16 protein-coding genes are annotated in these 22,472 nt (G+C 65.1%); 10 read left to right on the forward strand and 6 right to left on the reverse strand.

The features are described 5' to 3' along the window. Positions 1–44: 44 nt before the first annotated feature. The 4 genes from OVA12_RS23430 to OVA12_RS23445 all read right to left on the reverse strand — a co-directional run bounded on the left by OVA12_RS23430 (position 45) and on the right by OVA12_RS23445 (position 8,999). Positions 45–2,819 (reverse strand): DUF4214 domain-containing protein, encoded by a 2,775-nt coding sequence (locus OVA12_RS23430; protein WP_268141511.1) that lies wholly within the window; start codon positions 2,817–2,819, stop codon positions 45–47. Positions 2,820–3,160: 341 nt separating this feature from the next. Further along, entirely contained in the window at positions 3,161–5,872 is a 2,712-nt protein-coding gene (locus OVA12_RS23435) for a DUF4214 domain-containing protein (RefSeq protein ID WP_268141284.1), read from the reverse strand. A 211-nt stretch (positions 5,873–6,083) separates the two neighbouring features. Beyond that, on the reverse strand, positions 6,084–7,832 hold the full coding sequence (locus OVA12_RS23440; RefSeq protein WP_268141286.1) for a glucan ABC transporter ATP-binding protein/ permease: 1,749 nt from the start codon (positions 7,830–7,832) through the stop codon (positions 6,084–6,086). Positions 7,833–8,015: 183 nt separating this feature from the next. After that, positions 8,016–8,999, reverse strand: coding sequence for a DUF2167 domain-containing protein (locus tag OVA12_RS23445; RefSeq protein ID WP_268141288.1), 984 nt, complete (start codon positions 8,997–8,999; stop codon positions 8,016–8,018). A 237-nt stretch (positions 9,000–9,236) separates the two neighbouring features. Here OVA12_RS23445 and speB point away from each other — a divergent pair, with 237 nt between their 5' ends. Together speB and OVA12_RS23455 are read left to right on the forward strand one after the other, a co-directional pair. After that, a complete protein-coding gene (gene speB / locus OVA12_RS23450) occupies positions 9,237–10,208 on the forward strand; it encodes an agmatinase (RefSeq protein WP_268141289.1) in 972 nt (323 codons plus the stop codon). Between the two features lie 38 nt (positions 10,209–10,246). Then, positions 10,247–11,002 (forward strand): BPL-N domain-containing protein, encoded by a 756-nt coding sequence (locus OVA12_RS23455; RefSeq protein WP_268141291.1) that lies wholly within the window; start codon positions 10,247–10,249, stop codon positions 11,000–11,002. Positions 11,003–11,045: 43 nt separating this feature from the next. Here OVA12_RS23455 and OVA12_RS23460 read toward each other — a convergent pair whose 3' ends face one another. Together OVA12_RS23460 and OVA12_RS23465 are read right to left on the reverse strand one after the other, a co-directional pair. After that, a complete protein-coding gene (locus OVA12_RS23460) occupies positions 11,046–11,684 on the reverse strand; it encodes a DUF6653 family protein (RefSeq protein WP_268141293.1) in 639 nt (212 codons plus the stop codon). A 219-nt stretch (positions 11,685–11,903) separates the two neighbouring features. Continuing rightward, positions 11,904–13,709, reverse strand: coding sequence for a PHA/PHB synthase family protein (locus tag OVA12_RS23465; protein ID WP_268141295.1), 1,806 nt, complete (start codon positions 13,707–13,709; stop codon positions 11,904–11,906). A 241-nt stretch (positions 13,710–13,950) separates the two neighbouring features. On the opposite strand from OVA12_RS23465, the gene OVA12_RS23470 reads away from it, so the two are divergent. The 8 genes from OVA12_RS23470 to OVA12_RS23505 all read left to right on the forward strand — a co-directional run bounded on the left by OVA12_RS23470 (position 13,951) and on the right by OVA12_RS23505 (position 22,438). Next, positions 13,951–14,331, forward strand: coding sequence for a hypothetical protein (locus tag OVA12_RS23470; RefSeq protein WP_268141297.1), 381 nt, complete (start codon positions 13,951–13,953; stop codon positions 14,329–14,331). Positions 14,332–14,486: 155 nt separating this feature from the next. Continuing rightward, entirely contained in the window at positions 14,487–15,704 is a 1,218-nt protein-coding gene (locus tag OVA12_RS23475; RefSeq protein WP_268141299.1) for an LL-diaminopimelate aminotransferase, read from the forward strand. Between the two features lie 123 nt (positions 15,705–15,827). After that, entirely contained in the window at positions 15,828–17,156 is a 1,329-nt protein-coding gene (locus OVA12_RS23480; RefSeq protein WP_268141301.1) for a homoserine dehydrogenase, read from the forward strand. Between the two features lie 47 nt (positions 17,157–17,203). Continuing rightward, complete coding sequence (glpX, locus tag OVA12_RS23485) at positions 17,204–18,202, forward strand: class II fructose-bisphosphatase (protein ID WP_268141303.1); 999 nt, start codon at positions 17,204–17,206, stop codon at positions 18,200–18,202. Between the two features lie 108 nt (positions 18,203–18,310). Continuing rightward, positions 18,311–20,119: a single-stranded-DNA-specific exonuclease RecJ gene (gene recJ / locus OVA12_RS23490; protein WP_268141305.1), complete on the forward strand. Its 1,809-nt coding sequence runs from the start codon at positions 18,311–18,313 to the stop codon at positions 20,117–20,119. Between the two features lie 336 nt (positions 20,120–20,455). Continuing rightward, a complete protein-coding gene (locus OVA12_RS23495; RefSeq protein WP_268141307.1) occupies positions 20,456–20,665 on the forward strand; it encodes a hypothetical protein in 210 nt (69 codons plus the stop codon). Between the two features lie 102 nt (positions 20,666–20,767). After that, complete coding sequence (locus OVA12_RS23500; RefSeq protein WP_268141309.1) at positions 20,768–21,661, forward strand: nitrilase-related carbon-nitrogen hydrolase; 894 nt, start codon at positions 20,768–20,770, stop codon at positions 21,659–21,661. A gap of 252 nt (positions 21,662–21,913) precedes the next feature. Further along, on the forward strand, positions 21,914–22,438 hold the full coding sequence (locus tag OVA12_RS23505) for an NUDIX hydrolase (protein WP_268141311.1): 525 nt from the start codon (positions 21,914–21,916) through the stop codon (positions 22,436–22,438). Positions 22,439–22,472 lie beyond the last annotated feature (34 nt).

The raw sequence follows: 22,472 nt of genomic DNA on the forward strand, positions 1-22,472 counted from the left end.
CCGGACGGCACAAGTGTGCCGTAGGGCAAACGCGCAGAGGTGGCTCAGATCGTCAGGAGATGGGCGCTGCCGCCGCTGAGCGTCGCGGTGCTGAGGTCGACAAGACCGGTCAGCTTGACCAGCTGGTCGGCTTCCGGGTTGAAGCCGATCGTGTGCCGGCTGAGGTCCTGCACGATGTAGGTGTTGCCCTCGAACTGGAACCAGGTCACGCGGCCGACGTCGCCAGCGGCGGCCGTGTCCAGGAGCTTCTGGAACGTCGTCCCTGCCGGCGCCGTCACCTTGGCCGCCACGAAGCTGGCCACCCGTGTGTCGTCAGCGAGGTCGATCCGGTCGCCCTTGCCCATGCCGGCAATCGTGACGAAGGACGTGACCCGGCCGCTGTTCATCGACAGCACCACCGTGTCCAGCCCGCTGCCGACATCGACCATGTCCGCGCCGGTGCCGGTGATGATCACATCATTGCCCGCCCCGCCCGACAGGGTGTCGGTCGCCGCGCCTCCGGTCAGCGTGTCATTGCCATCGCCCCCGGTCAGCGCGTTGGCCCAGGTGGCGGAGCCGGTGAGCACATCGTCGCCGGTCCCGCCGTCCATGGTCACGTTGGCGGCGGCCGTCGCGGCGGAGATGGTGTCATTGCCCTTGCCGCCGAGGACGGTCACAGGCCCGGTCAGCACGTCCTTTGTCGTGAGGCCGACACCGCCGGTAAAGCTGGCCGCGTCGAGGACCCTCAGCGCAGTCCCCGTATAGTCGCCCAGCCAGAGCGTGGCCCCGTTGCCCGTCACCGTGATGGTCTGGACGGCAGCGCCGGAAAAATTGCCGCCGCCGCCCCGTGGTGGCGTGGTGTCAACGCGGAAATTCACCGTCTCGACATCGGCAACCTTGATCCCGAAGTCGCCTACCGACGCCTCTTCTCCTTTGAATTCAAAGGTAAAACTGTCATTGGCCCGGGTCGCTGCGCCGTCCACGACGACGGTGACTCCGTCCGTGAAATAGCCCGACAGCTGCAGGGTGCCGCCGGAGGCAAGGCCCTTCACCGTCAGCGGCTGGCTGACGATGCGCCCGGTCAGGGCAACCGTGGTGATCGCATTCTGCCCGGTGGCATTGAAGGGGGTGACATCAATCGTCTGGGGCGCGGTGAGACCACTCGATGCCACTTCCAGCACCTCGAAGCCGCTGAAGCGCGAGGCCGCCGCGGGCAGCGCGCCGTTGGTGATGCTTGCGATCTGGGTGACCAGCCTGTCGATGCCAGCCCCGCCGTTCACGCTGCCGTAGTCCGTCCCACGGATCGCCAGCCAGTCGTCGCCCGCCCCCAGATCGATCCGCGTGCTGGAGCTGGTCGAGGCCGAGGTGTAGCGGTCGCTGCCTGCGCCGCTCGCAATCGAGGTGTTCAGCATCTCCCGCGTCACCGTCACATTGCCGCTGCTGCCGGTGGCGTCCAGCGTGGTGAGGGCCGTCGGCCCGTCGAGGAACAGCACCATGCTGTCACCGGTGATGGTCAGGCTCCGCGCGGCCGCCCAGTTGACCGTCTCGAAGGAGATGATCTCGTCCGCGTCCACGGAAACGCTGGTCGCCCGGGGCGAAAAGCTGGAAATGCTCGACAGGCCGCCAAAGACGCGGATCTGCAGCGAGGTGGCGGTCTCGTCAATGACGTGGATCGCCCGGGTCGTGGAAACGAGGTCCAGGTTCAGCGGCCGCGCCGCGGCCTCGACCTTGAAGACCTCCGGTCTGCTGTGGTCGTTGTTGCGGGAACTGATCAGCTTCAGGTCCGTCAGGGCGTCCGAGCGGATCGTTGCCTGGCGGGCGGAAAAGAGCGTCACCGAGGCGAGCCTGTCGCCGCCGGCACCCGCCGTGTCCTCAATGATCGCGGCGCTCCAGCCCGAGGAGGTCACCTCCCGCACGTTGCCGTGGGTCAGCATCGTCCAGGAGCCGGAAGTATCGGCGCTTACGCTCTCCAGCCCGGTCCACGACCGCAGGTCGATCCTTTGGCTGTCGGCACGGCCATAATCCAGATTGTCCAGATGCAGCGCCTCGACATTGCTGACGCTGGCAACCGGCAGGGCGGTGTCGCCGAACCGCATGTCATTGATCAGACGCAGGGTGTCGTATCCGGCCCCGCCATCGATCTGGTCACCGCTCTGGAACGTGCCGCCCGCGCCGGTCGAGACCGTGCCGATGATCGTGCTGCTCGCATCCAGGGCCTTGATCACGTCGTCCCCGGCCGTGAGGATCAGCGCCCCGTCACGGTTCGACATGTCGAGCGGGCTCTTGCCATTGTAGACCTTGGCAAGATCTGCGGCCGCGACGGCGCCGGCTGCCGTCTTCAGCGCCAGAACCGCGGCGGCGGACTTGGCCTGAAACTCGGCCGAATTGGAGAAGCCGATCAGGATCTGGGTCATCGGCTGACCCGTGGCCTTCCAGGCGGCGATCTCGGCGGCGGAGCCCGCACGGCCCAGCACGTTCTGGTACAGCGCGCCGAGCGAGACATCGCTGACGCTGTTGTCGCCGTAGCGGTTCTTCCACTCCTGCGAATTGACAAAGCCGGCCGCAACCTTCGACAGGGCGGTGGCATCCGCGCGCAGGTCCTTCACCCAGCCGCTGATGCCGGTCACGTCCGGCACGCGTCCGAAGGCCGCCTGATAGATGCGGATCACCTGGTCCACATAGGTGACGGCTTCCGCACTGCCGGCCAGTTCGTCCCGGAAACTGTCGAAGCTCCGCACGCCCTTGTCGACGAGATACGCGTAGGTCGTTGAATAGTAAAGTTCCGGCGTGCGCTGCAGGACGTTCTGGAACAGCTGGACAATCCGGTCTGCAGTGGTCATCGCCAAGGCACGCGCCCCCCGTGTTGCGTCAATGGCGTGCGGACCGGGAGCCTTCGGCTGGAGCCGACTTACCCCTCGCGCCGCACGGCTCAGGAATTGCGCAGCGATACAATGGCGGGTCTGGGTTGTGAAGGCGGGAGATCGTCAAAATTTGCGATTATCGCCAGACACGAGCGGACTGTGGGCGAACCCCGGTCACGCCCTGCTCACGCCCTGGGCCTGCGCTGTCGACGCCTGGAACTGAGCCAGGCGGGACAGGGCAGGGACGGGGGATCGCTGTTCCAGCCCGTTACAGGGTCAGGACGACATTGGCATCGTTGCTGAATGTCGAGCCGCTCAGGTCAATGAGGCCGACGAGTTTCACGAACTGGTCGGCGCCGTTGGAAAAGCCGGCGAAGCTGGTGCGGTCGTGCACGGCATAGGTGTTGCCCTCGAACTGGAACCAGGTCACGCGGTTGACGCCACCAGCGGTGGCCGCGTCGAGATGCGCGGCGAAACTCGCTCCGGCCGCGAGGCTCACCTTGGTCGCCACGAAGCTGGCAACCGAGGTGCCGTTGTTGGCAAAGTCCAGCTTGTCGCCGGCGCTCATCCCAGACACCGTCACGAAGTTGGCGCGGCTGTCGTTGTTGACGGACAGCAGCACCGTGTCGGTCCCGGTGCCCGACATTGATGAGGTCAGCCCCTTGCTTGGTCTGGAACACGTCGTCTCCGGCTCCGCCGAAAAAGGTGTCGGCCGCGCTGCCACCGGAGAGGAAATCGTCGCCGTCGCCACCAAAGAGCGTGTTGGCGGCGGTGTCCGATCCAAACAGCGTGTCATTGCCCGCGCCGCCCTCCATGGTGATGGCTGCAAGTGACTTGGCAGCATTCAGGCTGTCATCGCCGCTGCCCCCCTTCAGAACGGCGGCAGTGGACAGCGCGCCGTCGACGGCGACAATGACCCGTCCGGACAGCGTCGAGGCATCGAGGCTGGTCAGGGTCGAGGTCGCGAGATTGCCGATGAACAGCGATCCCGAGCCGCTGACCGTCAGCGTCTTCAGCGCGTCGGCCGTCATCTGCAGGGTGGGTTGGCCCGACACCCCGTCCAGAACCACATTCAGTGTCTCGACTTGGTCAATCCGCGAGAAGCCGGAGGAGAACTTGGCCAACGGACCTTTCAGCACCAGTGTCAGACTATCGGCCGTGCCTGTTGCCGCGCCCGCGACCTCGAGCGTCAGCGGTGCGCTGTTGGTGGCGGTGGCCACCACCGTGCTTCCCGAGGCAAGGCCGCTGACCTTGAGACTGTGATCGATTGCCCCCTGGAACTCGATCGTCTGGACGGCGTTGCGGCCGCCGCTGTTCATGGCGCTGACGTCGATGACCTTGTCGGCGACGGAGGTGCCGGTGCGGATCTTGAGGACCTCAAAGCCGCTGACCTTGGACATGATGCCCGTGGAAATGGCCGCGCTCATCGAGAGGGTGAGCGTGTCGGTGCCGGCCCCGCCGTCGAGCGCCGTAAACCCATTGCCAACGGCCAGGAGCTCGTCGTTGCCGTTGCCAAGGCTCGCTGACTTGGCAAAGTCGCCGCCCAGGCTGAATTTGTCGGCGCCAGAGCTGCCGATGATGGTTGCGGTCACAAGCTCGACGCCGATTAAGGTCACGCCCCCGCTGTTGGCCGAGGCATTCACGCTGGTCAGGCGTTGAGCCAGGTCGAAGTCCACCGGCATGGTGAGGCGGCTGTCGCCGCTGATTGTCAACGTGCGCAGGTCGGTCATGAAGGTGGTGCCAAAGGAAACCGCCTCATCGGCGTCCACGGTCAGGCTCTCGGCCTTGGTAAATCCAATGCCGAAACTGGAGGCGGCGCCGGTGGCCTTCAGGGTGACCGCTGTGGTTTTCTCATCGAACACGCGCACATTGAGCAGGTTGTTGACCGAAACGGTCAGCGCCTTGCCGGCTCCGTTGACGATGACGTTGATCGGGGTTGAGGCGTCGGTGACGCGCTGGTTGGCAAGGCTGAGATCCGTCAGCGCATCGGAGATGATGGTGGTCGCCCCGCGCACGCCGTTGAGCGACACCGAGGCAAGTTTGTCTGCGCCGGCGCCAGCCTTGTCATCCAGCGTGATGGTGCCGCCGCCGGTCACAGTGACGCTGCGCACATTGCCGTTGCTGGTGAGGGTCAGCGGGGCGAAGCTCTGATGCTCCACGGTGACGGTCTCGAGCCCGGTCCAGGTCTGCACGTCCGCGGTGGTTGCGCCCGAGCTGGTGCTGCGCAGGACCAGCGTCTCGACATTCTTCACGCTGGCCGGCTGCAGCGCCATCAGGCCGCTGGCGGTCGAGTTGGTCAGGGTCAGCGTGTCATTGCCCTGTCCGCCGTCGATCGTGTCGAGACCGCCGAAGGTCTGGTCTGCGGTCCCGTCGACGACGCCGCTGATCTTGTCAGCCCCGGAGGTGCCCACCACCGGGTCGGCCACACGGGTCAGCACGATCTGGCTGCCGCCAAACCCGAGATTGAGCGCGCTGGTGCCGTTGTAGACGCTGGCGAGATTGGCCGGGCTCACGTCGCCAGCGGCTTTCTTCAGGCCAAGGACCGCAGCAGCGGAGGCATTCTGGAACTCTGCCGAGTTGGAAAAGCCGATCAGGATCTGCGTCATCGGCTGGCCCGTCGCCTTCCAAGCGGCGATTTCCTGGGCCGATCCGGCGCGGCCCAGCACGTTCTGGTACAGGGCTCCCAGCGAGATATCGCTGACGCTGTTGTCGCCGTAGCGGTTCTTCCACTCCTGCGAATTGACGAAACCGGCGGAGACCCGCGACAGGGCGGTGGCGTCGGAGCGCAGCTCGTTCACCCAGCCGGTGATGCCGGTGATGTCCGGCACGCGGCCAAAGGCGGCCTGATAGATGCGGATGACCTGATCGACGAAGGTCACGGCCTCGGAGCCGGCGGCCAGATCGTCACGCGCCTGGGTCAGGCTGCGCGCGCCGCTGTCGACCGCTGCCACCTGGCTGGACAGCTCGGCCGCCGTCGGCTGGCGCTGCAGGATGTTCTGGAAGAACTGCTTGATCGTGTCAGACGTCGCCATGATGAAACTGCCTTTTGCTCAAAACCAACGGGTCCTGAAAGCCTTGAAGAAAATGCGCGGACTGCTTGTCGCCCCTGGGCGCGCCGGGAACTTGTGCAGCCGGTTGGAAATCCGAATTCTCACAAGCTCCTAAGCGATATTACGAAGCGTCCGCCTTTGGAAGTGTGACGTCCGACACTTGCAAAAATCAACGGACATTGCCTCGGTCCGGTCAGCGGGCGTCGGTGCTGCTGTCGGGCTCCTCAAAGGCGCCCGCGCGCACCAGGTCGGCAAAACGCCCGCCCTGCGCCACCAGCTCGGAAAAGCGCCCGCGCTCGATGATGCGGCCCTGTTCGAGGAACAGGATCTGGTCCGCATCGCGGATCGTCGACAGGCGGTGGGCGATGATGAAGGTGGTGCGCCCGGCGCGCAGGTGATCCAGCGCCCGCTTCACCTTCGCTTCCGTTTCCGTATCGAGCGCGGAGGTGGCCTCGTCGAGGATCAGGATCGGCGCGTCCTTCAGGATGGCCCGGGCGATGGCCAGGCGCTGGCGTTCGCCGCCCGACAGGGCCTTGCCCTGTTCGCCGCAGCGCGCGTCAAACCCCTCTGGCCGTGCCAGGATGAAGCCCGTCGCCTCGGCCATGTCGGCGGCAGCGCGAATGTCGGCATCGCTGGCTTCCGGCCGGCCGATGCGCAGGTTCTCGGCGATGGATCGGTCGAACAGCCCGGCGTTCTGCGCCACCATGGCGATCTGCCGGCGCAGGCTGTCAAGGGTGACATCGCGGATGTCGGTGCCGTCGATCAACACCCGGCCCTCAGCCGGATCGCGCAGCCGCTGCAACAGCGCCAGCGTCGTGCTCTTGCCCGAACCGGTCGGGCCAACCAGCGCCACCGTCTCGCCGGGACGGGCCTCGAAGCCGAGATCGCTGAGCCCCGCCGTGCCATCGGCATAGCGGAAGGAGACGCCCTCGAACACCACATGGCCCTTCGGCACGGCAAGCGGCCGCGCGCCGGGCTTTTCCGGCAGGTCGCTGGCCGCATCCAGCACCTCGAAGAACTGCTGCATCGCCGGTGCATCCAGGAACAGGCGGGTGACGAAGGCGGTGATGTTGTCGAGCCGCCCGATGAGCAGCGTCGCAAAGCCGACGAAGGAGACGATCTCGCCAACGCTGACCTCGCCGCGCGCATGCAGCACGGTGCCGAGCGCGAACATGGCAACGATGGTCAGCGTCGAGGCGGCCCGGGTCAGGATCGAGGTCATCGCCCACCAGGTCAGCACCGGGTTCTGCACCGAGAGCAGCCGGCCCATCAGCTCGCGCAGCGCCTGGGTTTCCTCCTGCAGCCGGGTAAAGCTCTGCACCAGCGTCACGTTGGCGATGACATCGCCGACCCGGCCCGACAGGGCGGCGTGATAGGCGGCCGCATCCGCCTGTCCCGCCTGGGTCTTGCGCATGACGAGGCCATTCAGCAGCACGTAGACGACCATCAGCGCCAGCAGCAGCGCCGCCATCTCGGCATTCATGGAAAAGGCGACGGGCAACAGCACGACGAGCGACACCAGCGCCGTGACCTGCTCGCGGAAGGCCGACAGCCAGAGCCCGAACAGGGTGTCGGAGCCCTTGAGCATGACGCCGATCAGCCGGCCGGACTGCGCCCCGGTGTGAAAGGTGCCGGGCAGGCCGATGACATGTTCGAAGTAGCGGCGCATGACCGCAAGCCGCCGGCGATGCGCCAGCCGGTCCGCCTGCAGCGCCACGAAGACCCCGGCGGCGACCGAGAGAAAGCCGAACAGCGCCCACAGCCCGACGAGACTTGCAGCCGGTTCGCCTTTTGTCAGCGCATCAATGACAGCACCGAACAACAGCGGCTCGGCAAACTGCACCAGCGCCAGCGCCGTCCCCGCCACCGCAATCAGCCCCGACAGCCAGACCTCCGGCCAGAGCAGACCGAGTGCGCGCCAGTAGATGCGGAGAAAGGACATGGGAAGGGGTCTCGGTCGTCGGGAGGACCATTTATCCCTAGGGCGGTTCCTCAGGCAATTGGAACCGCCCGTTGCTCTCTGATCTGAGCCCACGAGCGGTCCGCGAAACGGCGTTCCTTTCGGCAAACGCTGCCGCTGGCCTTGCTCATTGTCCGATGCGACGGTCTGCGAAGACAGAGTGACTTAAGTGGTGCGGCTTTCGTCCTTCGGGTCTGAATCGGCAAGCTTGTCAGACGCGGCAGGCGAATCCTCATCTTCCACATGCGGGGCCGGTGGCGCGACCTCCGTTGTTGGAGCAGAAGCCTTCTTCTGAAACAGCTTTTTGATCGCCACAAACGGGATCACCAGCAAGAACCACGCTTTCTTCAGGAACATGACGGCGAAGGCAAAGATCGCGGCGAGAAGTCCCTTGCTGTACTTGACACCGATCATCGCGGCCAGCACGCCCACAGCTCCGGCAGCAGCAACCTTGTCGCCGCTGGTGAAGGACGCATAGTTTTCGTTTTGATGAGGCACATAGCTTTCTGCGATGCGCAGAACGATGTCCTTGATTTCAGCGGTGCCAAGCGTCGCGTCCATCGGTACGATCATCAAGGTGACATAGCCTCGGCGATCAAAGATCGAAGCCTTGATGTTGATCACCTTTTCCCCGGCCCACTCCAGTTCGGTTGCATAAAAAAGAACCTTCCGGTCTTGAACGACTTCCGGGTAAGCGCGCCAGCCTACAAAGCGAATATCGGTATTCGTCCGTTTCGACTGGCTCCGTGTGCTTTCGACCAGGGCGTTCGTGATCTCCTTGATCGCGTCCTCGCTTTCGTCTTGCCACTCCTTGAGCGAGATGTAGCCGTCCTCATTCGGTTTCTCGATCAGAAGCGAGTCAACGCCTGGCAGAGCGTTGATGATGTACTTGTCGATCCCGTCGCAATGCTCCCAGCCCCAGTCCTTGGTCAGCCATTCGCAGTAATCAGCCCGTGCAATCACCTGCGCATCCTGGGACATCGGCTTGATGTTGCCGCGGGACAGGGTTTCTGGGGCGGTAAAAAAATGCGTGGTTTCGGTCCCCGTCGTTGCGTGCAGGATTGCCGGCAGCCCGACATAGGGCAGAAACGCAACGAGAGTAACGACAAGGTAGTAGCGAAGGGTCGCCTTGAGGGAGTTGTCAGACATGGAAGGCCGCGCTCAGATTTTAGTGGTGCTGGCCCGACGATATAAATCATGGGTAGCAAGAATTATGTGACTTATTTGCATCGCATCGTTCTTTTTGCCAAGGATGACGATCTTGCGATTGTGGTGTCGTTCCACTGCAAACCGCATCTCTTGTCGGCCCTCTTGCCTTTCCCGATGCCTCGGCTAGGGTCGCGGCGCGGAGCGGCAAGCGTCCGCAAACGACCTAGCGGAGCCCCCATGTCCACGATCCGTCCCCGTCCGACCGACAACGCCGTGTTCGGCAAGCACCTGACCGGCGGTGCGCATGAGCCGACCTATGGCGGTGTCCTTTCCTTCATGCGCCGGCGCTACAGCCGCGATCTGGCCGGCGTCGATGTCGCCGTCTGGGGCGTGCCGTTCGATGCCTCGGTCTCGAACCGCCCGGGTGCCCGCTTCGGCCCGCAGGGCGTGCGCCGCGCCTCGGCGATCTTCGACGGCGATCCGCAGTATCCCTTCCACGCCGACCCGTTCGAGACGCTGGCGGTGGTCGACTACGGTGACTGTTCCTTCGACTACGGCCGCAACGCCGAGATCCCGGCCTGCATCGAGGCCCAGGCGCGCGAGATCCTGGAGCAGGGCGTGCATCTGTTCTCCATCGGCGGTGACCATTTCGTCACCCTGCCGATCCTGCGCGCCCATGTGGCGCAGCACGGGCCTCTGGCGTTGGTGCAGTTCGATGCGCATCAGGACACCTGGCCCGATGACGGTGGCCGCATCGACCACGGCACCTTCACCGGCCGCGCCGTGCGCGAGGGGCTGATCGATCCGTCGCGCTCGATCCAGATCGGCATCCGCACCCACGCGCCGGAGACCTGCGGCCTGGAAATCCTCTATGGCGAGGACGTGGAGCAGCTCGGCGTCAACGCGGTCGTCGACATGATCAAGGAGCGGGTGGGCGACGCCAAGGCCTACATGACCTTCGACATCGACTGCCTTGACCCGGCCTTCGCGCCGGGCACGGGCACGCCGGTCGCCGGTGGGCTGACCTCGCGCGAGGCGCTGATGATCCTGCGCCGCCTCGGCGATCTCAACTTCGTTGGCGGTGATGTGGTGGAAGTGGCCCCGGCCTATGACCACGCCGACATCACCTCGATCGCCGGCGCGACCGTGGCGCAGCATTACCTCGGACTTCTGGCCGAAAAGCGGGCCGGAGCTGCGGCAGAAGGCTGAGCCTGACGGCGACAGCCGTGCCGATTGGAGACAGGCCAATGACACTGAAGATGCATGGGCTGGCGCGCCTGATGACGGGCGTCATGGCAGCCATGATTGGTGTGGTCATGCTTGCAGACCCTGGCCCGGCCTTCGCCGCCGGGGCAGGGCTGGCGCTGATCTACCGGGGACCGGGCGCCTGCGACGGGTGCCCGGAGGCTGCCGGCGTGGTGGCAAGCCGCGTCGGGCTCAAGGTGCGCTATGTCTCCGGCCCCGAGATCACGCCGGAGCTTCTGTCGCAGGCTGCGGTCTATATCCAGGGCGGCGGCGAGGACGTGATGGACATCCGCCGCTCGCTCACCGACACGCAGGTGGCTTGGCTGAAGGACTACATCGCCAGCGGTGGCCGCTACTGGGGCATCTGCGCTGGCGGCTACTTCGCTGGCAAGTCGATCGATGACGAGGGCGATGGCGTCGGGCTGCAGCTCTTCAAGGGCGATGCGGCCGGCTACAGCCCCTATGAAGCCAGCATGGAACAGGTGATCTGGAACGGCGTCCCGCGCTGGATGTATCTGCAGGAGGCCCCGCATTTCGTGCTGGCCCCCGGCAGCCGCGTAGAGGTGACAGCCACCTACAAGGGCGGGGAGGTGGCGGCACTGCTCGCCCCTTACGGCCGGGGCTGGATCAGCCTGTCAGGCCCGCATCCGGAGGCAACGCAGGAATGGCTGGAGCTCGATGATCTCGAGGATCCGGGCCTTGCGCCGGCGCATCTGGCCGATGACATGCTGAAGGACTTGCTGAGGCGCGGGCCGTAAGCCGCTGTCATGGCTGCGGAACCCGGCCTGTTCCGGCTGGACTTCAGGCAGCCTGTCCGGGCTTTTGCGAACCGCCGCGGTTGTCGTTTGTCGCCGGGCGCTGCCAGGCGCGGTACAACGCGTCGGCGTCCCGCATCTGTGCGTAAAGGCGGCTCGCCAGACCAAGATGTGCCACCTGTGCGGCAAGGCAGAGGCCAAGGCCAATCAGCAGGGAACTCAGGTCGCCGGCAAATCCTGCAATCAGTGCAAGCGCTGCGCCGCAGAGTGTGGCCACCAGCAGCAGCCCGGCATTGCGCGTTGCGTTGCCTGGCACCGGCACGACGATGCGGTTCAGCAGCATCCGCTCGCCGAGCAATGCGCGCACATGCCAGGCCGGACGCGCCGCGCCAGCATTGGCGGCGCTCAGCGGCTGTGGCCGCGACAGCCGCGGCAGACGGGACGCTGCAAAGGCGACAGCCATTGCCCCGGCAAGCGCTGCCGGCCAGCCATACAGTACATGCAGCCACAGCGCGGCCGGCACCAGGGGCCACAGGATAAGGCGCGAGATCAGGGGCAGCAGTCCCGGCGGACGCCGCCACATCCGCGCGGCCATCGCATACCAGCGGATCTGCCGCGCTGGCATAACCGCCGGGCGCGGCGCGCGCGGCTGGGAGGGCGGGGGAATGTTTGCGGTGCTGGCCATGGGCTCACGCTCGCCTTGCGGCTGTCTCTCATAGGGGACACGGCGAACGCGCGCGTCCGGACTTGGGATTTGGGGTCTTGGCGTGGTGCCCGGGCCGGTCGAATGACCTGGCCCTGCCGCACGCTTCTCAAGGGGATGCTGACCAAACCCAGGTCAGCATCCGCAGAACGATCGGATGCTCACTGCGGAGCTGCACACACCTCAAGGATGAGCGCGGCCCTAGACGCGCATCTTAACGTAAGAACCCGGCGCGTCGCCAAGAATCTTTACCCTGTTTGCCCCCGGCTGCCGCGGCTTGACCTCAGCCCCGTCCTTGTCGCGGATCCAGGCATCCCAGTGCGGCCACCAGGAGCCGGGATGTTCGACCGCGCCGGCCATCCAGTCCTCCAGCGCCCCTTGCGGCTTGGCCCCGGTCCAGTACTGGTACTTGCCACGGGCTGGCGGATTGACGACCCCGGCAATATGGCCAGACCCGGACAGGATGAAGTCTACTTGGCCACCGAAGGCCGACGAGCCGAGGAATACCGAACGGGGCGGGGCGATGTGGTCCTCGCGGGCCGACAGGTTGTAGATCGGGATGGTCACCTTCTTCAGGTCAAGCCGTTCCCCGGCCACCACCATTTCGCCCTTGGCCAGCTTGTTTTCCAGATAGCAGTTGCGCAGGTAGAACGAGTGATTGGCCGCAGGCATGCGGGTGGAATCGGAGTTCCAGTACAGAAGGTCGAACGGGAACGGTTCCTTGCCGCGAATGTAGTTGTTGACGACATAGGGCCAGATCAGGTCGTTCGACCGCAGCATGTTGAAGGCCGACGCCATTTTCGAGCCGTCGAGATAGCCGCGTTCGGCCATCTTGCGCTCGATCAGCGAGATCTGCTCCTCGTCGACGAACACCTTGAGATCGCCGGCATGGGTGAAATCCACCTGGGTGGTGAAGAAGGTGGCCGAGGCGATGCGCTCGTCGCCCTTGGCAGCCATATAGGCCAGCGTCACGGCCAGGAGCGTGCCGCCGACGCAATAGCCAATGGCGTTGACCTTGTCTTCCTTGGTCGCGCGCTTGATCACGTCGAGCGAGTTGAGGATGCCTTCGCGCATGTAATGCTCGAAGCTCTTCTGCGCCTGGCGTTCATCCGGGTTGACCCAGGACATGACGAACACGGTGTGTCCCTGGTCCACGGCCCATTTGATGAAGGATTTGTCCGGCGTCAGGTCGAGGATGTAGAACTTGTTGATCCAGGGCGGCACGATCAGCAACGGCCGTTTCAGCACCTTGTCGGTGGTCGGCGTGTACTGGATCAGCTGGCAGACGTCGTTCTCCGCGATCACCTTGCCCGGCGTCAGGGCGAGGTTCTTGCCAACCTCGAACTTGCTGGCGTCGGTCTGGCGGATCTTGATCTCGCCGTGACCGGCCTTGATGTCCTCGACCAGAAACTGCATGCCGCGCACCAGGTTCTCGCCGTTGTTCTCCAGCGTCTCGCGCAACAGGGCCGGGTTGGTCAGCACGAAGTTCGAGGGCGACAGGGCATTGGCGATCTGTTTGACGTAGAAGTCGGCCTTGTGCTTCGTGTGCTCGTCCAGCCCGTTCGCCTCGGCGACCATGTCATTGGCCCAGTTCGAGGTGATGAGGTAGAACTGCTTCAGGAAGTCGAAGAACTGGTTCTCCTGCCAGTCCGGATCCTCGAAGCGTTTGTCACGCGGTGGGGCAGCCACGGCCGGTGCGGCCGACTCGCCCATCATCCGCTTCAGCGACGAATTCCACAGATTGATATAGCCGGACCACAGCCGCCCCTGCGCCTCGACGGCACGCTGGGGATCGGAGGTCCAGTATTCGCCGACCTGCGCCAGCGTCTTGATGATCGATGTCAGCTCTTCGGCGCCATCCGCTTTCACCTCGCCTTTTTCGCGCGGTTCCAGATAGGCAGCGAGAGCCTTTCCGCTCTGTTCCAGCACCTTGGCCAGGTTCTGCGCAAAGGCTTCCGGGTTTTTCACAATGTACTGGACCAAAGGGCTCTGGCGATCATCGGCCATCTTCGGCATTCCCTCCCGCGAAATTTCTTGTTTGTCGAACCGTTGTGACCCGGCTGCTGATCAAATTTATGACACAGGTTTCCGTCACGTCGAATGGCAATTCATCAGGAACAGCGTTGCACAAGTTGATCTTGCGAATCTGCCATGCACGTGCAAACCAGCCTGCCAGCTTTGAATTCGGGCTGTCCTGCAGATAAGATGCGCAACAGGGCAGGGGTGCCGCCTATTTGGAGAGCATGTCGTGAGACGCAATTCGGCATTGGCACTGACTGTCGTCCTGGCGCTTTCGGCCGCCGGCTGCGCCCTTGAGCCTGACGCCTCGCTGATCGGCACGGTCTCGGATCCGCTGCGTCCGGCAACGGTCCCGACCTTGCCGCCCTATCCCAACATCGCCCAGGCCCCCGTCGAACCGATGGCGCCTGTGAGCCTGGATCCGAACGCTCCGGAGCAGCCAGCCGTTTCCGCCGTTCTCGATGAGGCTGCGCGCCAGAAGACCATCGAGGAAATGGCAGCCATGGCCGGGCGCGGTCAGGTGCGCGGCCCGCGCACGTCGACGGCCGAGCTGCGCCGCATCCAGACCGGGCATGGTGCAGCGGCGCTGGCCGACATCGAACGCCGTTAGACGGATAAAAAATCGCCGCCCGTGCCTTGCAAAGGCGCGTGCGGAAAGAAGGGGTTGCTGCTACAAGGGCGCCAACCCCGGCCCTGTGCGCTGACCGGGGCTGAAAGACGTCAGCAAAGCCGCACAACGCCGCAGAGGATCACGAGGCCCGCGCCATGGAAGAGTTTCACAAGACCCGCAGACTGCCCCCTTACGTGTTCGAACAGGTGAACAAGCTGAAGGCAGCGGCGCGGGCGCAGGGCGCGGATATCATCGATCTCGGCATGGGCAACCCGGACCTGCCGACACCGCCGCACATCGTGGAAAAGCTGACGGAAGTCGTCACCGACCCGCGCACCCACCGCTATTCTGCCTCCAAGGGCATCACCGGCCTGCGCAAGGCCCAGGCTGCCTACTATGAGCGCCGCTTTGGCGTGAAGCTGAACCCGAACACCCAGGTCATCGCGACCCTCGGGTCCAAGGAAGGCTTCGCCAATATGGCCCAGGCGATCACCGCCCCGGGCGATGTGGTGCTGAGCCCGAACCCGAGCTATCCGATCCACACCTTCGGCTTCCTGATGGCCGGTGCCGCGATCCGCTCGATCCCGGCCAAGCCCGGCCCGGAAGTGTTCCACGCGCTCGAGCGCGCCGTGATCCATTCGGTTCCCAAGCCGATCGCCGTGATCATGTGCTACCCGGCCAACCCGACCGCTTATGTCGCCGACCTCGACTTCTACAAGGATGTCGTGGCCTTCGCCCGCAAGCACGACATCTTCATCCTGTCGGACCTCGCCTATTCGGAGATCTACTTCGGCGACACCCCGCCGCCGTCCATGCTGCAGGTGCCGGGCGCGATCGAGGTGACGGCGGAGTTCACTTCCCTGTCCAAGACCTTCTCGATGCCGGGCTGGCGCGTCGGCTTCGCCGTGGGCAACGAGCGCCTGATTGCAGCGCTCGCCCGCGTGAAGTCCTACCTCGACTACGGCGCGTTCACGCCGATCCAGGTGGCCGCCACCGCAGCCCTCAACGGCCCGGATGACTGCATCGCCGAGATGCGCGCCACCTACAAGCGCCGCCGCGACGTCCTCGTTGAAAGCTTCGGCCGCGCCGGCTGGGAAATCCCGGCACCGGAAGCCAGCATGTTCGCCTGGGTTCCGATCCCGGAGAAGTTCAAGGCGCTGGGCAGCCTCGAATTCTCCAAGCTTCTGCTGGAAAAGGCCGACATTGCCGTCTCGCCGGGCATCGGCTTCGGCGAATATGGCGATGACTACGTGCGCATCGGTCTGGTGGAGAACGAGCAGCGCCTGCGTCAGGCCGCCCGCAATCTGCGCCGTTTCCTTGAAACGGCCGACGAAACGTTGCACAACGTCGTCCCGATCAGCGCCTCGCGCTGACGGTGGACATCTTCCGGTCGGCGAGCCTGTCTTTTCGGCCGGAAGGGACAGGCCCGCGCGGCACCTGAGCGTCTTGCCGGACGTCGTCCGGCGAGGGCAAATGAAAACGGGAACTCGGATCGCATGGCTTCTGCATTGAGACTTGGTGTAGCGGGACTGGGTACGGTCGGCGCTTCGCTCGTCCGCCTTCTGTCGAAAAACGGTGCGGCGCTTGCCCGCAAGTGCGGCCGTCCGGTCGTCCTCACTGCCGTCAGCGCCCGCGACCGAACTCGTGACCGTGGCGTCGATCTTTCCGGTTACACCTGGTTCGACAATCCGGCCGACCTCGCTGCTTCGCCCGACATCGACGTGTTCGTCGAGCTGATCGGTGGCGCCTCCGGTTCGGCCGAAGCCTCCGTGCGGGCCGCCATCGCGGCCGGCAAGCATGTCGTCACCGCCAACAAGGCACTGCTTGCCAAGCATGGCGTCGAGCTTGCGGCCCTCGCTGAGGCCGCTGGCGTCAGCCTCAACTACGAGGCGGCGGTTGCCGGCGGCATTCCGATCGTCAAGACCCTGCGCGAGGCGATGGCCGGCAACTCGGTCGCCCGCGTCTATGGCATCCTCAACGGCACCTGCAACTACATCCTGACCCGGATGGAGCGCGAGGGCCTGTCCTTCGCCGAGTGCCTTGCCGACGCACAGCGCCTGGGCTACGCCGAGGCCGATCCGACCTTCGACATCGAAGGCAACGACACGGCGCACAAGCTGGCGCTGCTGACGAGCCTTGCCTTCGGCTGCAAGATCAGCGCCGACGACATCTATCTCGAGGGCATCACCTCGATCACCACCGCCGACATCCGCGCCGCCGATGAGCTCGGCTACCGCATCAAGCTCTTGGGCGTTGCCCAGAAGACCGACAGCGGCATCGAGCAGCGCGTGCACCCGACCATGGTGCCGAAAACCTCGGCCATTGCCCGCATCGATGGCGTGCTGAACGCGGTTGCCGTCGATGGCGACTTCGTCGGCGAGATCGTGCTCGTCGGTCCCGGTGCCGGCGGCGACGCGACCGCCTCGTCGGTGGCCTCCGACATCGCCGACATCGCCCGCGGTGACGTCGCGTCTGCGCTCGGCGCACCAAGTGCCGAACTGACCGATTACACCCGCGCCGGCATGCGCCGGCATGAAGGTGGCTACTACATCCGTCTGTCGGTCTTCGACCGGCCCGGCGCCTTTGCCACCATCGCCAAGGCGATGGCGGATGCCAACATCTCGCTGGAATCGATCGTGCAGCGCCGGGGCGAAGCTCCGGGCCTTGCCGATCGCGGGGCCGGCGAGGGCAGCGAGCCGCAGCCTGTCATCCTCATCACCTATGAGACGACGGAATCTGCAGTCAAGGAAGCGCTGGAGGCAATTGTTGCCAAGGGCGTCGTGGCCGATGCGCCGCAGATGATCCGGATCGAGAAACTGGCCTGAACACGTCCCTGACGGGACCACCCTGCTTGAGGAATTGGGGGAAATCGATGTCGAAGAAGGAAGCCGCGCCGGCGACGAGCGCTCTGGACCGTATCCTGACCCTGGAACTGGCCCGCGTCACCGAACGCGCTGCCGTTTCAGCGGCGCGCCTGCGTGGTCATGGCGATGAAATGGCGGCCGATCAGGCTGCCGTGGACGCCATGCGCCGCGAGCTGAACAACCTGCCGATCGACGGCACGGTGGTGATCGGCGAAGGCGAGCGCGACGAAGCCCCGATGCTCTACATCGGCGAGAACGTCGGCACCAAGCAGGGCCCGCGCGTCGACATCGCCCTCGACCCGCTCGAAGGCACCACCATCTGCGCCAAGAACCTGCCGAACTCCCTCGCCGTCATCGCCATGGCGCCGGAAGGCGGGCTCCTGAATGCACCCGACAGCTACATGGAAAAGATCGCCATCGGACCGGGCTACCCGGCCGGTATCATCGATCTCGACCTGCCGATCGCCGAGAACCTCGCTGCCGTGGCCAAGGCCAAGGGCGTCAAGGTGCATGAGGTGACCGCCTGCGTGCTCGACCGTCCGCGCCATGCCCGCCTGATCGAGGAAATCCGCGCCACCGGCGCTGCGATCCGCCTCATCGGCGACGGCGACGTGGCCGGCGTCATCCACACCACCGATCCGGAAGAGACCGGCATCGACCTCTATGCAGGCATCGGCGGTGCGCCGGAAGGCGTGCTGGCGGCGGCAGCCCTGCGCTGCATCGGCGGCCAGATGCAGGGCCGTCTGGTCATCACCCGCGACGAGCAGGTCGAGCGCGCCCACCGCATGGGCATCTCCGACATCAAGCGCAAGTACCAGCTCGAAGAGATGGCCTGCGGCGACGTGCTGTTTGCCGCCACCGGCGTGACCGATGGCAACTTCCTGCAGGGCGTGCGCTTCGGCCGTCATCACATCACCACCCACACCGTGGTGATGCGCTCCTCGACCGGCACCGTGCGCTACATCAAGGCCCAGCACACGCAGCTCGAGAAGTTCCACCTCGACTGAGAAGATCCGGAGGACGGGCGGCCACACGGGCGCCCGTCGGACTGGACAGTCCGGATGGCGGGCAGCCCCTGGCGTGCCCGTCATGATTGAAAGAGAGTGAGCACGGCCATGTCGGTCGAAGACAGTGGGCGGCTCGTGCTTGGCGTCACCCGCTCCGCCAACGGTCAGATCTGGCGCGAGCGCCAGACCCGGGCGCAGAGCCTGATTTCCATGGCGATGGCGCAGCGGCTCGGGCTGCCGGATGTGCTGGCCCGTGTCATGGCCGGGCGCGACGTCGGACTTGAGGACGCGGAAGGCTTTCTTGATCCGACCCTCAAGGCGCTGATGCCGGATCCGTCCGGGCTCGTCGACATGGACCGCGCCGTGGCCCGCATCGCCGATGCGGTCGAGGCTGGCGTCTCCATCGCCATCTTCGGCGACTATGACGTGGACGGGGCCACCTCATCGGCCTTGCTGGCGCGTTATCTGCGCGCCCTCGGCCTCACTCCGGCCATCCACATTCCTGACCGCATCATCGAAGGCTATGGTCCGAATGGCCCGGCCATCGAGGCGCTGTACCAGGGCGGCGCAAGGCTGCTTGTCACCGTCGACTGCGGCAGCACCTCCTTCGAGGCCGTCGAGACAGCACGGAGGCTCGGCCTTGATGTGGTGGTCATCGACCATCACCAGTGCGGCGTCGAACTCCCTGCCGTTGCGGCCCTCGTCAACCCCAACCGTCAGGATGACCTGTCGGGGCAGGGGCATCTGGCCGCCGTCGGGGTGACCTTCCTCTTCCTCGTCGGCCTTAACCGCGAGCTGCGCCGCCGCGGTGCGTTCCAGACCCGGCAGGCTCCCGATCTGCTGGCACTCCTCGATCTCGTCGCACTTGGCACCGTCTGCGATGTGGTGCCCCTGAAGGGGCTCAACCGGGCCTATGTCACCAAGGGGCTGATCGCCATGCATGGCCGGGGGAATCCCGGCCTGTCGGCGCTGAGCGATGTCGCCCGGGTCGGCGGCAAGCCGGCTGCCTATCACCTCGGTTTCCTCATCGGGCCGCGCATCAACGCCGGCGGGCGCATCGGCGATGCGGCGCTTGGCGCGCGGCTGCTGACGACCCTTGATGACACGGAAGCCCGCGCCATCGCCGAGCGGCTCAACGCGCTCAATGCCGAGCGCCAGGCCATGGAAGCGATCATGCTTGAGGAGGGCGACGCGCAGGCGGTGATCAAGATCGCCAACGAGGACCCCGCCGTGCTGCTCACCGGCTCCGATGGCTGGCACCCCGGCATTGTCGGGCTGATTGCCTCGCGCCTGAAGGAAGCCCATCGCCGTCCTGCCTTTGCCATTGCCTATGACGAGACTGGCAAGGGCACCGGGTCCGGGCGCTCCATCGCCGGTGTTGATCTCGGACGGGCGGTGCGCAAGGCGGTTGAGGAGGGGCTTCTGGAAAAGGGCGGCGGCCACGCCATGGCGGCCGGCCTCACGGTGCGCCGCGAGCGCGAGGCCGAGCTGTCCGCCTTCTTCAACGAGATGTTGAAGCAAGACGTCGAAGTGGCTGCCTCGAATCGCGAATTGAAGATTGACGCTGCCCTGACAGCTGGCGGCGCCACGCTGGATCTGGTCAATGGTCTGGAGCGCGCCGGGCCCTATGGTGCCGGTCATCCCGAGCCGGTCTTTGCCTTCCCTGCACACCGGATTTCCTTCGCCGATGTGGTCGGCAACGGCCATGTCCGGGCGACCCTTGCCGGAGCGGACGGGCAGACCCTGAAGGGCATTGCCTTCAAGGCGGCCGAGAAGCCTTTCGGCGAAGCGCTGCTCGCCTCGCGCGGCCGGCCCATGCATGTCGCCGGTGTCCTGTCGCTCGACACCTGGCAGGGCGCGGAACGGGTGCAACTGCGCATCCTTGATGTCGCCGACCCGCAGAAGAACCCCTTGTAAAGCCGACTGCTGACAAACCCTCTGTTGTCACCCCGGCCGAGCAACGCGAGAGCCGGGGTCTACTCGTTCGCAGAGCAGCAGAGTGGTTTGAGGAGCTGCAGAATGCCAAGACGCCGGCATGTCTCGACTGACGCAATGCAACGGCCGCATCACCGCTCTGGCAACGAGTAGGCCCCGGCTCGCGCTGCGCTTGGCCGGGGTGACTCTGAACGAGAACGGACAGTCCGGGGTTCGGACAGCAGGCCGCCCCTTGTAAGGTTTACTGCCGTTAACCATGTCGCAACATCCTGCCGCTAGTCTTCATCTTGTCGCTGAAGGAATCGGCGGGGGGAGAACATGGCTGCTCAGGACGAGGTGAAGGCGATCTTCGCAGAACTCGACCGGTCAACGGACCGCGCTCTTGCGGGCCTGTACCGGGTACGCGCAGATGCCATGCTTGAGCGCCCCTCTACGCCGTCGCCGATGATCCCGCTCATCACCGAAGCCGGTCTCGTCTTTGGCCTTGCTGCCATGCTCGTTCAGCTCGGTCTTTCTGTCAGCAACTGACCCTTTCTCGCTTTCCCATTCGCCCCATCTTGGCCACACTGCACGCTTGTTGACGCGGAGCTGGACGTTCATGTCCGCCGTCCGGATCTTGCAAGGTGTGTCATGGCCGAGTTTCCGATTGCCCTGTGTTCCCTGAATCTCGGGTTCGCTCCCGCTTCGCCCGAAGCCTATGTCGCGGCGATTGACCAGCGCATGGCACGGGCAAAGGCCGATGGCGCGCGTCTCCTGATGCTGCCGGAATACTGCATCGAGGCCTGTCTTGCCTTCCGCCCGCAAGCGCTTGAGCCGACGGACGAAATGGCCTTTCTGGCCAAGGTCGCCGTCGCCATCGAGCCGCAGCTTGCCGCTTTGGCTGCGCGTCACGGCCTTTCGCTTCTGGCCGGGTCGATGCCCTGGCCACACGAAGGGGGAGGGCATACCAATCGCGCGATCTTCTTCACCCCCGATGGCCGCCGCCATGTTCACGACAAGCTGTCGCTGACCCCGTTCGAGAAAGCGCCCGAACCCTGGGTGCTGACGCCGGGCCGCAAGCTGACTGTGTTCGAGGTCGAGGGCGTGCGCATCGCCATGCTGATCTGCCTCGATGTGGAAATGCCGGCGCTGTCGTGCCTGCTCGCGAAAGAGCACCTCGACCTGCTGCTTGTTCCTTCCATGACCGGCATGCTCTCCGGCTATCACCGCGTCTATGACTGTGCCAAGGCGCGGGCGGTGGAGTTGCTGACCTCGGTTGCCCTCTGTGGCTGTACCGGAGTTGCCAGGGGCACGACGCAGAACGACACCAACGTCTCCGGCGCCGCGCTTTATGTCCCTTGCGAGGCTGAACTCGGCTACACCGGCACGGCCGTGAGCCTGACGCCCACCGGCGGCGAGAATGGTGAAGAGCCCTATGTGGTGGTTCACCCACCGATCGATGCGGTTCGGCGCATGCGCGCTGGCGCCGCTGAGGTATGGCCCGGCGCCTGGAGCGCGCAAGGCGTCGAAGTCATTCGTGAATGACCACGAATTTGATTAGACAGCTTATGATTGGGTGAGGCCGACGCTGCGTCGTTGCACTTTGGCAACTATAATGCTGTTTCCCCCGCGTCCTTAACGCGATCGCCGGAAATTGGCCGTATTGTAGACTTAGACAGCTTGACATCGTGTTCATTTGAACGTTTCTCAAATGTATCAATGCTCAAATGAGCGTGTCGGTCCTGTCGGTTTTGACAGGTGTATTTTGCCCCTAGCGGATGACTGGAAGCGCGTCCCATGTCGGACACCCGGCTTTCATATCTGGACCCGGTTGTGACGTCCGCCTCCCTGCCGCAGCGCCTCTGGCTTGCGCTGCGCAGCCTGTTCGTGCGCCCGGCACGGCTGCAGATCGCAGCCCTTTGCTACCGCGTCCGGGACGGACGCAACGAGGTGCTTCTGGTGTCCTCGCGCAGCACCGGGCGCTGGATCCTGCCGAAGGGATGGCCGCTGCTCGACCGGCAGTCCGAGCGCACGGCAGAAGTCGAGGCCTTCGAGGAGGCCGGCGTGATTGGCCGGGCGGAGCGCAAGCCGTTTGCCCGGATCCGCTCGACCAAAGGGCTCGACAGTGGGCTGCGCGTCCCGACCGATGTTCTTGTCTATCTTCTCCATGCCGAAGCCGAGGCGGCGGACTATCCCGAGCGCGGCGAGCGGCAGTTGCGATGGCTCCCTGTCGACGAGGCCGCCCGTCTCGCCGATGAGCCGGAAGTTGCCCGGCTTCTGGACCGAATGAGCCGTGACGTCACGATCTGGTCGCAGATCTGACGGCTAACTGATCCCGTCAGATCGTCGCCGTTCC

The sequence above is a fragment of the Pannonibacter sp. SL95 genome (genome assembly GCF_026672425.1).
Lineage (GTDB): Bacteria > Pseudomonadota > Alphaproteobacteria > Rhizobiales > Stappiaceae > Pannonibacter.

What these genes read in the sequence shown, in the direction of transcription:
- OVA12_RS23505 (WP_268141311.1), top strand. Translation starts at nt 21,914, where the DNA reads ATGTCGGACACCCGGCTTTCATATCTGGACCCGGTTGTGACGTCCGCC.
- OVA12_RS23440 (WP_268141286.1), bottom strand. Translation starts at nt 7,832, where the DNA reads ATGTCCTTTCTCCGCATCTACTGGCGCGCACTCGGTCTGCTCTGGCCG.
- OVA12_RS23455 (WP_268141291.1), top strand. Translation starts at nt 10,247, where the DNA reads ATGACACTGAAGATGCATGGGCTGGCGCGCCTGATGACGGGCGTCATG.
- glpX (WP_268141303.1), top strand. Translation starts at nt 17,204, where the DNA reads ATGTCGAAGAAGGAAGCCGCGCCGGCGACGAGCGCTCTGGACCGTATC.
- recJ (WP_268141305.1), top strand. Translation starts at nt 18,311, where the DNA reads ATGTCGGTCGAAGACAGTGGGCGGCTCGTGCTTGGCGTCACCCGCTCC.
- speB (WP_268141289.1), top strand. Translation starts at nt 9,237, where the DNA reads ATGTCCACGATCCGTCCCCGTCCGACCGACAACGCCGTGTTCGGCAAG.
- OVA12_RS23480 (WP_268141301.1), top strand. Translation starts at nt 15,828, where the DNA reads ATGGCTTCTGCATTGAGACTTGGTGTAGCGGGACTGGGTACGGTCGGC.
- OVA12_RS23495 (WP_268141307.1), top strand. Translation starts at nt 20,456, where the DNA reads ATGGCTGCTCAGGACGAGGTGAAGGCGATCTTCGCAGAACTCGACCGG.
- OVA12_RS23445 (WP_268141288.1), bottom strand. Translation starts at nt 8,999, where the DNA reads ATGTCTGACAACTCCCTCAAGGCGACCCTTCGCTACTACCTTGTCGTT.
- OVA12_RS23460 (WP_268141293.1), bottom strand. Translation starts at nt 11,684, where the DNA reads ATGGCCAGCACCGCAAACATTCCCCCGCCCTCCCAGCCGCGCGCGCCG.
- OVA12_RS23475 (WP_268141299.1), top strand. Translation starts at nt 14,487, where the DNA reads ATGGAAGAGTTTCACAAGACCCGCAGACTGCCCCCTTACGTGTTCGAA.
- OVA12_RS23500 (WP_268141309.1), top strand. Translation starts at nt 20,768, where the DNA reads ATGGCCGAGTTTCCGATTGCCCTGTGTTCCCTGAATCTCGGGTTCGCT.
- OVA12_RS23465 (WP_268141295.1), bottom strand. Translation starts at nt 13,709, where the DNA reads ATGGCCGATGATCGCCAGAGCCCTTTGGTCCAGTACATTGTGAAAAAC.
- OVA12_RS23435 (WP_268141284.1), bottom strand. Translation starts at nt 5,872, where the DNA reads ATGGCGACGTCTGACACGATCAAGCAGTTCTTCCAGAACATCCTGCAG.
- OVA12_RS23430 (WP_268141511.1), bottom strand. Translation starts at nt 2,819, where the DNA reads ATGACCACTGCAGACCGGATTGTCCAGCTGTTCCAGAACGTCCTGCAG.